Origin of the sequence: Formosa bonchosmolovskayae, from assembly GCF_051016085.1 — a bacterium.
Classification (GTDB): Bacteria; Bacteroidota; Bacteroidia; order Flavobacteriales; family Flavobacteriaceae; genus Formosa.
In genome coordinates this window covers 1,918,826-1,933,489 of sequence record NZ_CP174605.1, presented here as the reverse complement: position 1 = coordinate 1,933,489, position 14,664 = coordinate 1,918,826, and the positions used below count along the sequence as shown (strand labels likewise).

Here is a 14,664-nt window from a genome sequence, read left to right as displayed (position 1 = left end):
AATTCGGAGATGATTATCTTAATGGGTTATAACACACTTTTTAGATTATACTTTGTATCTTTGCTTTTCGAAAAGAAACAATTTATGAATTCAGAAACTGCTTCAAACATTCTTCCGGATCGTCTTCCAAAACCAAAATGGTTACGTGTAAAATTACCTACGGGAAAAAAATATACAGAGCTTAGAAGTCTAGTAGATAAATATAGCTTAAATACTATTTGTACATCAGGAAGTTGCCCGAATATGGGTGAGTGCTGGGGAGAAGGTACTGCAACATTTATGATTTTAGGGAATGTTTGTACACGATCTTGTGGATTTTGCGGTGTAAAAACCGGACGTCCTGAAACGGTAGATTGGGATGAACCTGAAAAAGTTGCGCGCTCCATTAAATTAATGAAGATTAACCACGCCGTGCTTACTAGTGTAGATCGTGACGATTTAAAAGATATGGGAAGCATCATGTGGGCCGAAACAGTGAAAGCTGTAAGACGTATGAATCCGGAGACAACTTTAGAAACTCTTATTCCAGATTTTCAAGGGTTAGAACAACATATTGATCGCATTATCGAGGTGGCTCCTGAGGTGGTCTCTCACAACATAGAAACGGTAAGACGTTTAACTCGTGATGTAAGAATACAAGCAAAATACGACCGTAGTTTAGGCGTTTTAAAATATTTGAAATCTCAAGGACAACGCAGAACTAAATCTGGAATCATGCTAGGTCTTGGCGAATTACGAGAAGAAGTTATTGAAACCTTACACGACTTAAGAGCTAACGATGTAGATGTAGTTACTATTGGTCAGTATTTACAACCTAGTAAAAAGCATTTACCTGTTAAACAATTTATAACGCCAGATCAATTTGCAGAATACAGAGAAATTGGTTTAGAGTTAGGATTTAGACATGTAGAAAGTAGTTCTTTAGTACGTTCTTCTTACAAAGCACAGAAACATATTAACTAATGATTAATGTTGCTATAAATGGATTTGGTCGTATCGGACGTCGTGTATTTCGTCTTTTACAAAACCATCCCAACATTAATGTAGTTGCCATAAACGATTTAGCAGATGCTTATACATTGAGCCATCTGCTAAAATACGATAGCATTCACGGTGTTTCAACACAGTCCATTTCTTACAAAGGAACCGATATTGTTGTTAACGATGTACACATTCCGTTATTAAATGAAACCCACCCGAAATCCATTGACTGGTCGCCTTATCATGTAGATTTTGTAGTAGAATCTACCGGTAAGTTTAAAACCAAGGCAGAGCTTCAGCATCACATAAACAACGGCGCGAAACGTGTTATATTAAGTGTTCCAGCTCTAGAAGACGATATTAAAACTATAGTTCTTGGTGTTAATGACAATTTAATAGATGGTTCTGAAACCATTATTTCTAATGCCTCTTGTACAACAAACAATGCGGCACCCATGATGGCTATTATTAATGAGCATTTTGGGATTGAGCAAGCCTATATTACCACGATTCACTCATACACTACAGATCAAAGTTTACACGATCAGCCTCACCGCGATTTACGTCGTGCACGTGCGGCAGGTCAGTCTATAGTCCCTACAACTACAGGAGCTGCAAAAGCATTAACTAAAATATTTCCCGAACTTTCCGAAGTTATAGGAGGTTGTGGTATTCGTGTTCCCGTAGCTAATGGTTCGCTTACAGATATTACATTTAATATCAAAAAAACGGCAACTATTGAAGACGTTAATTTAGCTTTTAAATCGGCTTCCGAAACGCATTACAAGTCTATTTTACAATATACAAACGCCCCAATAGTATCTATCGATATTGTTGGAAATCCACATTCCTGCATATTTGATTCTCAAATGACATCGGTAATCGGAAATATGGTGAAAATTATTGGATGGTATGATAATGAAACGGGGTATTCTAGTAGAATTATCGATTTAATATATAAATTATCTGAAAAATAATTATTTTCACTTGGTATCCTTATCTTTAGGCTCGAAGTAACTTATTTCTATGATTAATATCAAGTATTACATATGGGGACTTGTCATGTTATTGGCATTAGACCTACACGCTCAGGACACGGTTAACAATGACCCAGAAACCATCCAAAACACCATCGACTTTCGTATTACTCAAGCGCAATACGACATCGATAACAACAATTATTATCCAGCTAAGAAAAAATTGGAAGAGGCTTTAAGCCTTGCCGAAAGTATAGATAATAAAAAAAGTATTGGTCTAATACTTTCAAAATTTGGAAAACTTGAATTTCGAATAGACGAAACCTCTACAGCCATAAAAACACTAACAAAGGCTATTGAAGTACAGCGCTTTGCTATGGACGATGCTAATATCGCCGAAACCTACAAAACTTTAGGGAATGTTTTTATGTATCTTGATCAGTACGATGAGGCCTTAACATATTACAAATCTTCTTTAACCTTATTCGAACAAGAAAACTTAGAAGAATTTGAAGCAGAAGTTCTATTAAATCAAGGAAGAGCTTACCTCGGTTTAAAACAGTATAGAAAAGCACGCGTGCAAATAGATAAATCTTTAGCCTTAGCGCAACGATTCGATTTAGATAAAATTAAGAGTAGCGCACTAATTCATCAAGCCAAAGTATCTTATTTTTTAAACGACGATGAGAACGCTCTAAAATTAGGAAACCAAGGACTACAACTTGCTGAAAGCAATAATTACTCGGATGTTTTAAGTCATGGTTACTTAATCTTAAGTGAGTTGAATGAGAAATTAGGTAATTTTAAAGTATCTACTCAATATTTAAAAAAACACATTGCTTTGTCGGAAATGCTTTTAAAACAAAAGCGCGAAAATTTATCTCCAGAAAGTCAGGCAAAATTTATTTTAGACAATCAGACAGAATTTCAGAAAGAAAAAGAAGCCGATTTAGAAAAACTTAAAGTAGATAAAAGCTTAAATAAATTAGCGACAATATTAAGTATTGCGCTAATTACCATTCTATCTCTACTTACGCTTTCTCTATACAAAAACAACAACATTAGGTTAAAAACCAATAATATGTTGCATAAAAAAAACAGAGAATTAATCGTGGCTAAAGAAAAGGCAGAATTGGCTTCGAAAACCAAAGCAAACTTTTTATCGACGGTAACACACGAACTCCGAACGCCACTTTATGCCGTTACCGGTTTAACGAGCATGTTACTAGAAGAGAACCCAAAACCAGATCAAATTCAGCATTTAAAATCATTAAAATTCTCCGGTGATTATTTGCTAACCTTTATTAACGATATTCTACAAATCAATAAAATAGAAGCCAATAAAGTAGATATTGAGTATGAGGTTTTCGACTTAAAGAAGAAGGTTTCAGACGTCATTGCGGCCCTTAATAATTCGGCGATAGATAATGGTGTAAAAATTCATTTTGAATATGGTAAAGATTTACCAACCAACTATAAAGCCGATCAAATTAAAATATCTCAAATTTTAATTAACCTAATCGGAAACTCTATTAAGTTCACTAAAGATGGAGATATTTGGGTAAGAGTTAGTAAAATAAGCAATAACAACGATGTTTTTAATGTTAAATTTGAAATTGAAGATAACGGAATTGGGATTACCGAAGAGAAACAAAACCATATGTTCGAGAGTTTCTCTCAAGGATCAATTCAAATTAACAGAAAATACGGTGGTACAGGTTTAGGTCTTTCTATTGTTAAGGGATTAATAGATATTTTAGGTGGAAAAATTTACCTAAAAAGTAATTTAAATAAAGGGACAACCTTCTATTTTGAAATTCCTCTAAAACAAACAGAGGAGAAAATAGCGATTCCTAAAAACAAAAATTACTTTAAAGATGTAACCGAGTTAGAGTTAAGTAATATTAAAATTTTGGTGGTTGAAGACAACAAGATTAACCAAATGATTACAAACAAAATTCTAACAAAAATGAAGCTACAATGCGATATTGTAGACAATGGTGAGGAAGCTGTAGATTTAGTTAAAAACAACCATTACGATGTGGTTTTAATGGATATACATATGCCTGGTATTAGCGGTATAGAAGCCACTAAAATTATTAGAACGTTCGATAAAGACTTGACAATTTTTGCACTTACAGCGGTGACTATTGAAGATAAAATGCATGAATTTGAAGAAGCAGAATTCGACGATATTATTTCTAAACCATTTAAGCAAGCCGATTTCGAAAAGAAATTATACAAGGCGGTTATTGGAAACCCAGATAATATCGCTTAATGCGACGCGATAAAATTTACAACAGACTGATTAAATTCTGTAGCGCGATCTATTACAGCTTCAATACTTAAATAATGTAATGTATCGTCTAAAAACGAAAACTGATTTAAGCGCATAAAATCTTTTTCTGTTGTAATAATAAATGGTTTTTGCTTAAACACATCTAATTCTTCAGGAGTAAAATCGTGATGATCTTTAAAATTAAGGTGCTCAAATACTAATCCTTTTTCGGTTAAAAAGTCGACTAAAGGTTTCGGATTTGCTATTCCTGTGATTAAAGTAAATTTCGGGACTTTACCTAAAGGAATTTCTTGGCATTTAGATACTACAACGTCTGCATATTTTATACTGCTAAAAAACACTTTTTGAGTCGATTTTGGCGAAATATCATGTACAATTCTTGTCTTGTCAGTTTCAGAAAGCGTATTCGGACATTTCGTAACCACAATAATATGTGCACGTTTTGCGCCATTTTTTGGCTCTCTTAAATTTCCAGTAGGTAAAACAATATCCGAAGTATACAGATCGGCATAAGTTGTTAGTAAAATATTAAAACCCGCTTTTACTTTTCTATGTTGGTACGCATCATCTAAAAGAATAACATCCGGTTTGGGATGTAATGTCATTAGTTTTTCAATACCTGCTCTCCTATCCGCATCGACTGCTACCGTAATTTTATCGGCATATTTCGAGTAAAATTGAAAAGGTTCATCGCCTAAAACCGACGCCGTAATTCCCGCTTTTCCAATTTGAAATCCTTTACTTTTGCGTTTATAACCACGACTTAAAGTCGCGACCGTATGTTGGTCTTTTAAAAGTCTAATTAAATATTCAATCATTGGGGTTTTTCCCGTGCCACCAACACTTAAATTCCCGACACAAATTACAGGAAATGAGTACGACGTAGACTTAAAAAAACCTAATTCGAAAAATTTATTTCGCAACCATGTTACACCGTAATATACAGGCACGATTGGAAAGAGGATGTAACGCAATAATTTCATTGTAACGAAAGTAAATATTTTATCTTTGTTTTAAACCTAATACCAAAAATATTATGATTGTTCAGGACGTTATAAATCATCTTGAAGATTTTGCTCCCTTAAATTATGCCGAAGATTTCGACAATGTAGGTCTATTGGTTGGCGACAAAAACGAAAAACTAACTGGCGTTTTAGTCACCTTAGATACTTTAGAAGCGGTAGTAGATGAAGCCATAGAAAACAACTGCAATTTAATTGTTAGCTTTCACCCAATTATTTTTAAAGGGCTAAAAAAACTAACAGGAAAAACGTATGTTGAGCGTGTGGTTTTAAAAGCCATTAAGCACAACATTGCTATTTATGCGATACATACTGCTTTAGACAATCATGTAGAAGGTGTTAATGCAATGATTTGTAATCAGCTTGGATTGGTTAACACATCTATTTTAATACCGCAGAAAAGCACTATTAAGAAGCTTATTACTTATGTGCCAAAACAGGAAGCGGAAGCCCTACGTCAAGCTTTATTTGAAGCCGGAGCGGGACAAATAGGAAACTACTCAGATTGTAGTTTTAATATTGAAGGCACAGGATCTTTTAACGGGAATACGAATTCGAATCCTTCGATAGGAAAAAAAGGAGAAATACATTTTGAGGAAGAAACACAAATTTCGGTAACCTTTGCCAAGCATTTAGAGTCTAAAATTCTGAAGGCACTATTTACCTCACATTCTTATGAAGAAGTCGCTTACGAAATTACAACCTTAGAAAACACAAATCAGCATATTGGTATTGGGATGATCGGTGAATTTGAGTCTGAAATGGACGAAACCGAATTTCTTAACTATATAAAAACTAAAATGAATACGGCCTGTGTTCGACATAGTGAATTATTAGGAAAACCCATAAAAAAAATTGCTGTATTAGGCGGTTCTGGAAGTTTTGCAATTTCAAATGCTAAACGCGCTGGAGCTGACGCATTTATAACAGCCGACTTAAAGTATCATGACTTTTTTTCGGCAGAAAACGAAATAATATTGGCCGATATTGGTCATTTTGAAAGTGAACAGTTTACAAAAAATGGTTTAGTAGCACATCTTACAAAAAAAATCACTAATTTTGCAATCGTTTTATCAAAGACCGATACAAACCCTGTTAAGTATTTTTAAAGTATGGCAAAAAGTAAAGAAGTAACTGTAGAAGAACGTTTAAGAACTTTATACGATCTACAACTAATCGATTCTAGAATCGATGAAATTAGAAACGTTCGAGGAGAACTACCATTAGAGGTACGTGATTTAGAAGATGAAGTTGCTGGACTACAGACAAGATTGGAAAAATTAGACGCAAGTCTAGAACTTTTAGATGACGAAATTAAATCTAAAAAAAATATAATTGAAGAAGCTAATTCTTTAATTAAAAAATACAACACACAGTTAAAGAACATTAGTAATAACAGAGAGTATAACTCACTTACTAAAGAAGTCGAATTCCAAGAATTGGAAATCGAATTGGCTAATAAGCACATTAATGAATTCAAAGTTCAAATAGAACAGAAGAAAGAAATTATTGCTCAAACCAAAGAGCGTGCTAAAGAACGTCAAGCGCATTTAAAACACAAAAAAGGTGAATTAGACGCTATTTTAGCTGAAACTGAGAAAGAAGAATTAGCGTTGATTGAAAAATCTGACGAGTACAAAACTTTAATCGAAGAGCGTTTAGTAAAAGCATATACTAGAATTCGTACTAATGTTAAAAATGGTTTAGCAGTAGTAGCCGTAGAAAGAGGTGCTTCTGGAGGATCTTTCTTTACTATTCCACCACAAATTATTATGGAAATTGCTTCTCGTAAAAAAATTATTACAGATGAGCACAGTGGAAGAATCTTAGTTGATGAAGCCTTAGCTACAGAACAAAAGGAAAAAATGGAAAAGCTTTTCGCGAAGTTCTAAACACATTCCTTTTTGCATAAATATTAAAACCGTCTAGAATTTAGTTTCTAGACGGTTTTTTCTTGGTGTTTAGTTAAGTAACATAAAAAAAGAGATTACCTGGTTAGATAATCTCTTTCTTCAAAGTTAATTAGTTAGTCTGCTTTGCCTGTTTATTATTTGTTTAAAACCTCTTCTATTAACTCCTGAGCTTCTTTAGCATTAGTTGCTTTTGCATAGTCCAGAGCAGTATACCCTTTGTTGCATTTTGTTTTTAATTTAGCTCCTGCATTAATTAACAGTTCAAGAATTTCTGTTCTGTTATATTTTGCTGCGTACATGGCTGGTGTTAAACCGTTAGATTTTTTATTTATATCTTCACCATTATCAATTAACTTTCTTACAATTTCAGTATCACCTTTGGCTATAGATGTACATAGTAAATTAACCTCTGGTTTAACCACTGAAATTTCGAAAGGATTGGTAGGGTTATTTGTTATAAAATTAGAAGCTTGAACTGTTGTAGTAGTGGCTCCAAATACGATCGCGATGATAAATAATAGATTTTTCATAATTACGATATTTTTAAAATAATTAATAATATTTATATATTTAATAATATATTACAAATTTAATGAGAATTTCACATTCTAAACCTTCTCAAAACCTATTTAACAAAATATTAACATAAAAAATTTAACAAATGATTTATGTCATATTTTACGAAAAACGCACCACTTTTTCCCTCTTTTATAACAATAATTTATCCTTTCAATTACCCTACTGAGATTGTAAAAATCTTCTGTTATTTTCATTAAAAAATAATCATTTTATTCGTTCAAAAAATGAATGAAAACGTTTGAAATTTCGTCGTAATTAAGTCTAATTTTCTATTAAAACACCTCCGATTTTAAACCTAAGTGTAGTTATTTTAACAAATTATCTAAAATTTTAGTCATAAAAAAAGAGATTGCCCTCTGCAGGCAACCTCTAACGTATTATTTTATTAAATGTAAGATGTATTATTTAGCTAAAACACCTTCAAGAATAGTTTGTGCTTCTTTTGCATTTGTGGCTTTAGCATAAGTCAAAGCTGTGTAGCCTTTATTACATTTTGTTTTCACATTAGCACCATTAGCGATCAATAATAATAAAATTTCAGTTCTATTATATTTAGCTGCATACATTGTAGGAGTTAATCCGTTCGATTTTTTGTTCACATCTTCTCCATTTGCAATAAGTTTTTTAACGATTTCGGTATCCCCTTTTGCAATAGACATACATAATACATTTAACTCTGGCTTCACTACAGAAGACTCTAAACGATGCGTTTCGATTCTGGTGTGACTGTTAGAAGCATAAATTGTTGACGATACTGTTCCTAATGCGATTGCGATAATTAATAATGATTTTTTCATGATGAATGATTTTTGATTGATTAGATTAATGATTGTATAATAAAGACGAGGTAGATTTAAGAATGTTACAGTGGCCTTAAAAAAAAATCATTTTTTAAGCATTGAAAACAAATTTGTTGATGTTTTAGTAAAGAAAATATAGCATCACTTTTACCAATCGAGAAATCTATAAAAAGTATCAATTTGTCGGCCAAATTATTCCCGAATGCCATTTTAAACTTTTATCTTTACGTACTAAATAAATATTATTATGAATAAGAAAGTCATCTTGATGATACTTGACGGTTGGGGGAAATCTCCAGATCCTAAAGTATCGGCTATAGACAATGCCAACACACCTTTTATTGATTCTTTATATACCAAATACCCAAGTGCTCAATTAAGGACCGATGGAGAAAACGTAGGTTTACCAGAAGGTCAGATGGGGAATAGTGAAGTTGGACATATGAATTTAGGTGCCGGACGAATTGTTTACCAAGATTTAGTGAAAATAAATTTAGCAGTTAAAGATCACACTTTAGGTAAGGAACACGTTTTAGCAGATGCTTTTCAATACGCTAAAGACAATAATAAGCCGGTTCACTTTTTAGGTTTATTAAGTACTGGTGGTGTACATTCTCATATTAAACATTTATTCGGATTATTAGATGCCGCTAACGAAGCTGGTGTGCAAAAATCTGTTGTTCATGGTTTCACCGATGGTCGTGATGTAGATCCGAAATCAGGATTAGGTTTTGTTAACCAGTTACAAGAACATATTAAAGATACTCCTGCAAAAATAGGATCTATTACAGGTCGTTACTATGCAATGGATAGAGATAAACGTTGGGAGCGCGTTAAACTAGCTTACGACGGTATGGTAAATGCCGAAGGAGAACATACTACAGATGTTGCCGGTGCAATTGCTTTAAACTACGCTAACGACGTTACAGACGAATTTATTAAGCCTATTATAAACTGTGACGAAAACGGAAACCCTATTGGAAAAATAGAGCCAGGAGATGTGGTTATATTCTTCAACTTTAGAACAGATAGAGGTCGTGAGCTTACCGAAGTGTTATCGCAAGCAGATCATCACGAACAAAACATGCATAAGTTAGACTTATATTATGTGACGCTTACCAATTACGATGAAAACTTTAAAAACGTAAAGGTTGTCTTCAATAAAGATAATTTAAAAGATACTTTAGGTGAAGTATTAGCTAGAAACAATAAAAAACAAATACGTATTGCCGAAACAGAAAAATATCCTCACGTTACCTTTTTCTTTTCTGGTGGTCAAGAAGAACCTTTTGAAGGCGAATCTCGTATTTTAAAAAACTCACCAAAAGTAGCAACGTACGATTTGAAACCAGAAATGAGTGCATTCGAATTAAAAGATGCATTAGTACCTGAATTACAAAAAGGCGATGTAGATTTTGTATGTTTAAACTTTGCTAATGGCGATATGGTTGGACATACAGGTGTAATGGAAGCGGCTATTAAAGCATGTGAAGCTGTGGATGCCTGCGTAAAAGAAGTGGTTACTACCGCTCTAGACAACGGATATACAACATTATTAATTGCAGATCACGGTAACTGTGAGACTATGATTAATCCTGATGGCTCGCCAAATACAGCGCATACAACAAATCCTGTCCCTTTAATACTAATCGATAATGATTTAAAACAAATTAAAGACGGTGTTTTAGGTGATATGGCTCCTACTATTTTAAAATTAATTGGAGTAGAACAGCCAGAAGCCATGACGAGACACTCATTAATAGATTAACTTATTTGAATATTAAATTTACTGAATGATTTTTCAAGATAAACTAATTCTTGCTATAGACTTCGATGGCACTGTTGTCGAAGATGCTTACCCCAAAATAGGAAAACCAAAAACTTTTGCTTTTGAAACGCTTAAGCGTCTGCAAAAAGATGGACATCGCCTAATATTATGGACTTATAGATGTGGGAGGCCTTTAGAAGAAGCCGTTGCGTTTTGCAAAGAAAACGGCATAGAATTCTATGCAGTAAACAGCAGTTTTCCTGAAGAAAAGTATGAAGAATCAAAGAGTAGAAAAATCAATGCCGATATTTTTATAGATGATAGAAATATTGGTGGTTTTATTGGATGGGGTGAAATATATCAATTATTATCAGACCCTGACTTTGACCCGAATAGAATAGAAAAAAAGAAAGGTTTTTTCGCCTCACTTTTTAGTAAATAATAAGAATCTTACAAATTCATTATAATCTCGGTCTTTAGTGTAGCTATACTCAAGATCGAGATTTATTTTTTATAAAAGTCTGTTGTCGCGTCCTTAAAGATTTTAATAATGAATCGTTTTCTACACTTATATTAATCAAGCTAATATCTTTCTGTATATCATTTTTATAAAAAACAGTTTTTAAGCCTAATTAAAGCCCAGAACTCCTATGTTATTACAGAGATAAACTAGGTATTTTTAAGTATCTTTGCACCTTATTTTATTGACATGATTATAGTAAAAACAAGAGAAGAAATAGAATTAATGCGCGAGAGTGCCTTAATCGTATCTAAAACATTAGGTGAATTAGCTAAAGCGGTAAAACCAGGTGTGACTACTTTAGAATTAGATAAACTTGCAGAAACTTTTATACGAGATCACGGGGCTTACCCTGGATTTTTAGGCATGTACGATTTTCCGAACTCCCTGTGTATGAGTCCGAATAATCAAGTGGTTCACGGTATTCCAAATAACACACCTTTAAAAGAAGGTGATATAATTTCAATTGACTGTGGTGCGCTTAAAAACGATTTTTATGGTGATCATGCCTATACATTTGCCGTAGGTGAAATTGCTCCTGAAACTCAAAAATTACTTGATGTTACAAGAGAATCTATTTATGTAGGCTTACGTCAGTTAAAAGTTGGAAATCGTGTTGGAGATGTAGGTTATGCGATTCAGAATTTCTGCGAAGGCCACGGTTATGGTGTCGTAAGAGAATTGGTAGGTCATGGTGTAGGTCGCGATATGCATGAAGATCCGGAAATGCCAAACTACGGAAGACGCGGTCGCGGGAAAAAATTTGTTGAAGGGATGGTTGTTGCCATAGAACCTATGATAAATTTAGGAACACAACGTATAAAACAACACAGTGATGGTTGGACTATTACCACTTTAGACAATAAACCTAGTGCTCATTTTGAACACGATGTAGCTATTGTAGATGGTAAAGCAGAATTACTTTCAACCTTTGCGTATGTACATCAAGCATTAGGTATTGAAACTAATGAAGAAGACGAGTTTAGACAAACGCCGTTTGTACTTTAATGAAAAAAGCTTTTAAGTTCGTTTTAAATACGATTCCTAGACCCATACTTATACGATTAAGTTACTTGGTCCGTCCCATTATGGCAAGTGCTCTTAAAGGCTCTACATATACAGACCCCATAGATGGGAAAAGTTTTAAATCGTTTTTACCTTATGGCTATGGTACACAGCGTAACAATGTGCTATCTCCTTCTACGCTATCGTTAGAACGGCATAGATTGTTATGGTTGTACTTAAAAAATGAAACGGACTTTTTCACAGCATCAAAAAAGGTACTTCACTTTGCTCCAGAACAAGCCTTTTACAAACGTTTTAGAGCGCTTAAAAATTTAGATTATACCACTACAGATTTATTGTCGCCACTGGCAGACGTTAAGGCGGACATCTGTAATTTACCCTTTAAAGATAACAGTTTCGACATTATACTGTGCAATCACGTTTTAGAGCATATCCCGGACGATACTAAAGCCATGCAAGAATTATATCGCATACTTAAACCGGGAGGAATGGGTATACTCCAAATCCCCCAAGATCTCACTAGAGCATTTACTTTTGAAGACGATTCAATTACAGATAAAAAAGAACGTGCTAGGATATTTGGCCAGTATGATCATGTACGTATCTATGGAAAAGATTATTTCGACAAACTACGATCTATCGGATTTAAGGTTGAAGAAGTAGATTATACAAAGACCTTATCCGAAGCCGATATCACCAGATATTGTCTTGCCAAAGGCGAAGTTATTCCCGTTGTTTTTAAATAAGAAAAATTAATTTTATGCCCACACAAACTATTATTGCCACAGGCGCATTATTTGGTATGCTATCTGTAATTTTTGGAGCTTTTGGCGCACATGCCTTAAAGAAAATGTTAACAGCAGATCAATTACAAAGCTTCGAAGTAGGAGTTAAATACCAAATGTATCACGCCATTGTTTTGCTAATACTTGGTTTCAGTAAAACAGACACCCTCTCCTCTGCTATTTATTGGTGTTTCACCATTGGAATAATATTGTTTTCTTTTAGTATATACGGATTAGTCCTTTCGGATGCTAAGGGTAAAAAGCTAAGGGTTCTTGGTCCGATAACACCTATAGGAGGCTTACTTTTGGTTAGCGGCTGGTTTTTATTATTACTTCACGTTGTGTAGACATAAATTCGTAAAAACTAGTCAGGAAAGCCGTTTAAAGATAACGTTTCTAATTCCTGATTCTTGTTTTCAAAAATAAGAAAGACTTTAACTTCTGGATGTTGTTTTAAAAACGATTTAACGTCGTCTATGCCCATCGCTTTAAAAGCTGTGGCATAACCATCGGCAGTCATACAATTTTCAGCAATAACAGAAATACTTAAGAGATTGGTTTTACTTGGATATCCAGAATGTGCATCTATAATATGTGAATATTTATTTCCATCTAAATCCACTTTAAACTTTCTATAGGTTCCTGAAGTGGCCATAGATTCATCATGTAATTCTATAGCACGAAGTAAAGACTGTGAACCATCAAAATGAGGCATTTCAACGCCAACCTTCCACGGACTATCTTTTTCTTTATTAATACCTCGCGTTCTAATCTCGCCTCCTATTTCGACCAAGTAATTGGTTATATTCTTCGATTCTAAAAACCGACCAATAACATCTACACCATATCCTTTAGCAATGGCATTAAAATCGAGATAAGTAGCCGCTTTATCCTTAATAATATGGTTATTACTTCGTCTCACTTTATCCAAGCCCACACTAAGCATTAAACTATCTATTTTAAGACTATCTAAACCAATTATTTCCTTTTCAGGACCAAAGTTCCATGCATTCACTAAAACACCAATAGTAGGATCGAAAGCGCCATTTGTGGCTTTGTAAATAGACTTCGAAGCATCAAAGACATAGGTAAAATGTTCGTCTATAGTTACAGCTTCATTTCTATTCAATTTTGAAATATCAGAATCTGGAATATACGTTGACATGGATTGATTAATAACACCAAAGATACTGTCAAATTGTGGCTGGAAATTTATTCTGTCTTTAGAGAAATACTGCACATTATAAGATGTACCGAATACAGGACCAGACAATGCCACATGTTCCTTGGTCTCGTTACAAGATGTTATAAACAGTGCAACTAAAAAAATTAATAAATAGCGTTTCATTTAATTGAGATGAGTTTCTATAATTTGAATACCGTTATATTCTATTAAATATTCTTCGTTAAGATAAATAGGAAGGTCTTCCCCGTTAGGATTACCTAATCCAACACCAGCATAAAGCACTTTAGCATCTTTAGACCGTGCATGATCTTTAAACGTTTCCATCCAAATAACATCGTAATTATTAGGATTTTCTGGGAGCATCACAGCTTTAACACAAACAAAGAAATATTGTCCAGTTTTATCGATACAAACAAACTGTGGATGTCTTTTTAACTCACTATTAATGGCTATAAATTCGAATCCCCGTTGTTCCAAATCTTTACCAACGTGGTTCATAGCTAAATTATGTAACTCTTGTTTAGAAAGGGCTTTACTCATATCGCAAAATTACGATTAATATATGTTTCAAACTAAAATTTCAAATTACTATTTGACACAATAGTCATTTTTTTACAATTTAAGTGTAAGAACACTCAAAATACAGGCCCAAAGCACCATTTGAAATGATTATTCTCTGAAATATAACTTCAAAAGTGCTTAGCATAAACTTATCAGAAAATGAAATAGGGCAGAAAATTATTGTGGCCAAAACTAAAATACTAGGAGAAGATTACGAAATTCGCTAGGGAAATAAACAAGATTTATA

General features: G+C 33.7%; 15 protein-coding genes. 10 read left to right on the top strand and 5 right to left on the bottom strand.

Features of this window, described 5'->3' with window-relative positions; translation table 11 throughout:
• Positions 1 to 84: 84 nt before the first annotated feature.
• From lipA to ACKC83_RS08160, 3 genes are read left to right on the top strand one after another with little or no spacing between them, the layout of a single operon-like run.
• A complete protein-coding gene (lipA, locus tag ACKC83_RS08170) occupies positions 85 to 963 on the top strand; it encodes a lipoyl synthase (RefSeq protein ID WP_414036184.1) in 879 nt (292 codons plus the stop codon).
• Positions 963 to 1,958, top strand: a complete 996-nt coding sequence (gap, locus tag ACKC83_RS08165) for a type I glyceraldehyde-3-phosphate dehydrogenase (protein WP_434037686.1) — start codon at positions 963 to 965, stop codon at positions 1,956 to 1,958. The genes lipA and gap overlap by 1 nt, the downstream gene beginning before the upstream one ends.
• A gap of 49 nt (positions 1,959 to 2,007) precedes the next feature.
• Positions 2,008 to 4,236 (top strand): ATP-binding response regulator, encoded by a 2,229-nt coding sequence (locus ACKC83_RS08160; protein WP_434037685.1) that lies wholly within the window; start codon positions 2,008 to 2,010, stop codon positions 4,234 to 4,236.
• Here ACKC83_RS08160 and lpxK read toward each other — a convergent pair.
• A complete protein-coding gene (lpxK, locus tag ACKC83_RS08155; RefSeq protein WP_434037684.1) occupies positions 4,233 to 5,240 on the bottom strand; it encodes a tetraacyldisaccharide 4'-kinase in 1,008 nt (335 codons plus the stop codon). The two genes, ACKC83_RS08160 and lpxK, sit on opposite strands and share 4 nt — an antisense overlap.
• A 53-nt stretch (positions 5,241 to 5,293) precedes the next feature.
• On the opposite strand from lpxK, the gene ACKC83_RS08150 reads away from it, so the two are divergent.
• Both ACKC83_RS08150 and ACKC83_RS08145 read left to right on the top strand, forming a co-directional pair.
• Complete coding sequence (locus ACKC83_RS08150; RefSeq protein WP_434037683.1) at positions 5,294 to 6,388, top strand: Nif3-like dinuclear metal center hexameric protein; 1,095 nt, start codon at positions 5,294 to 5,296, stop codon at positions 6,386 to 6,388.
• A gap of 3 nt (positions 6,389 to 6,391) precedes the next feature.
• Complete coding sequence (locus ACKC83_RS08145; RefSeq protein WP_414036189.1) at positions 6,392 to 7,171, top strand: zinc ribbon domain-containing protein; 780 nt, start codon at positions 6,392 to 6,394, stop codon at positions 7,169 to 7,171.
• Between the two features lie 155 nt (positions 7,172 to 7,326).
• Here the strand turns inward: ACKC83_RS08145 and ACKC83_RS08140 are convergent, their stop codons facing one another.
• Positions 7,327 to 7,722: an ankyrin repeat domain-containing protein gene (locus tag ACKC83_RS08140; protein WP_434037682.1), complete on the bottom strand. Its 396-nt coding sequence runs from the start codon at positions 7,720 to 7,722 to the stop codon at positions 7,327 to 7,329.
• Positions 7,723 to 8,172: 450 nt separating this feature from the next.
• Entirely contained in the window at positions 8,173 to 8,568 is a 396-nt protein-coding gene (locus ACKC83_RS08135) for an ankyrin repeat domain-containing protein (RefSeq protein ID WP_434037681.1), read from the bottom strand.
• Between the two features lie 250 nt (positions 8,569 to 8,818).
• Between ACKC83_RS08135 and gpmI the strand changes: the two genes are divergently transcribed.
• From gpmI to ACKC83_RS08110, 5 genes are all read left to right on the top strand, one after another.
• Positions 8,819 to 10,339 (top strand): 2,3-bisphosphoglycerate-independent phosphoglycerate mutase, encoded by a 1,521-nt coding sequence (gene gpmI, locus ACKC83_RS08130; protein WP_434037680.1) that lies wholly within the window; start codon positions 8,819 to 8,821, stop codon positions 10,337 to 10,339.
• 25 nt (positions 10,340 to 10,364) lie between these two features.
• Positions 10,365 to 10,781, top strand: a complete 417-nt coding sequence (locus tag ACKC83_RS08125) for a BT0820 family HAD-type phosphatase (protein WP_414036193.1) — start codon at positions 10,365 to 10,367, stop codon at positions 10,779 to 10,781.
• Positions 10,782 to 11,048: 267 nt separating this feature from the next.
• Complete coding sequence (gene map, locus ACKC83_RS08120) at positions 11,049 to 11,867, top strand: type I methionyl aminopeptidase (protein ID WP_434037679.1); 819 nt, start codon at positions 11,049 to 11,051, stop codon at positions 11,865 to 11,867.
• Positions 11,867 to 12,631: a class I SAM-dependent methyltransferase gene (locus ACKC83_RS08115; RefSeq protein ID WP_414036195.1), complete on the top strand. Its 765-nt coding sequence runs from the start codon at positions 11,867 to 11,869 to the stop codon at positions 12,629 to 12,631. Before map ends, ACKC83_RS08115 begins: the two co-directional genes overlap by 1 nt.
• Positions 12,632 to 12,645: 14 nt before the next feature.
• Positions 12,646 to 13,017, top strand: coding sequence for a DUF423 domain-containing protein (locus ACKC83_RS08110; protein ID WP_434037678.1), 372 nt, complete (start codon positions 12,646 to 12,648; stop codon positions 13,015 to 13,017).
• 17 nt (positions 13,018 to 13,034) lie between these two features.
• Here ACKC83_RS08110 and ACKC83_RS08105 read toward each other — a convergent pair whose 3' ends face one another.
• Both ACKC83_RS08105 and ACKC83_RS08100 read right to left on the bottom strand, forming a co-directional pair.
• Positions 13,035 to 14,018 (bottom strand): FAD:protein FMN transferase, encoded by a 984-nt coding sequence (locus ACKC83_RS08105; protein ID WP_434037677.1) that lies wholly within the window; start codon positions 14,016 to 14,018, stop codon positions 13,035 to 13,037.
• Positions 14,019 to 14,396, bottom strand: coding sequence for a Na(+)-translocating NADH-quinone reductase subunit F (locus ACKC83_RS08100; RefSeq protein ID WP_434037676.1), 378 nt, complete (start codon positions 14,394 to 14,396; stop codon positions 14,019 to 14,021).
• Positions 14,397 to 14,664: the final 268 nt, after the last annotated feature.